Source organism: Mesorhizobium sp. M7A.F.Ca.CA.002.09.1.1 (assembly GCF_003998555.1).
In the GTDB taxonomy this organism is placed as follows: Bacteria; Pseudomonadota; Alphaproteobacteria; order Rhizobiales; family Rhizobiaceae; genus Mesorhizobium; species Mesorhizobium ciceri.
Genome location: NZ_RZRR01001651.1, coordinates 1 through 392 on the forward strand (window position 1 = coordinate 1; position 392 = coordinate 392).

1 pseudogene is annotated in these 392 nt (G+C 67.1%); it reads right to left on the minus strand.

The features are described from left to right. Nucleotides 1-392: pseudogene (locus EN994_RS35170) on the minus strand (amylo-alpha-1,6-glucosidase); the annotation flags it as partial.

A 392-nucleotide genomic window follows, 5' to 3' on the forward strand; every position in this document is an offset into this window, starting at 1 on the left:
CTTCATGGCGGTCGGCCAGGAAAGCGACGACCCGGTCGCCGACGCGCTGGAAGGTGAGATCGACGACCCGGTCGCCGACGCCCAGGTGCCGCAGTGTCAGCGTGTCGATGCCGATCGGCAGCCTGGGGCGGCCGACGCGAATCTCACCCTCCCAGCCGTCGATCTCCAGGCCAAGACAGGCCTGCATCAACATGAAAGCGGAGCCCGCCGACCACGCTTGCGGCAGGCAGGCGACGGGATAGGCGATGGGTGCTTCGCCCGGCGCACGTGTAAAACCGCAGAACAGTTCGGGCAGCCGCATGTTGAAATGGACCGCGGATTCGAACGTGCCGCTCATCAGGCGAACCACGCTTTCGCGCTCGCCATAGCGCGCCAGCCCGGCACCGCAAAGG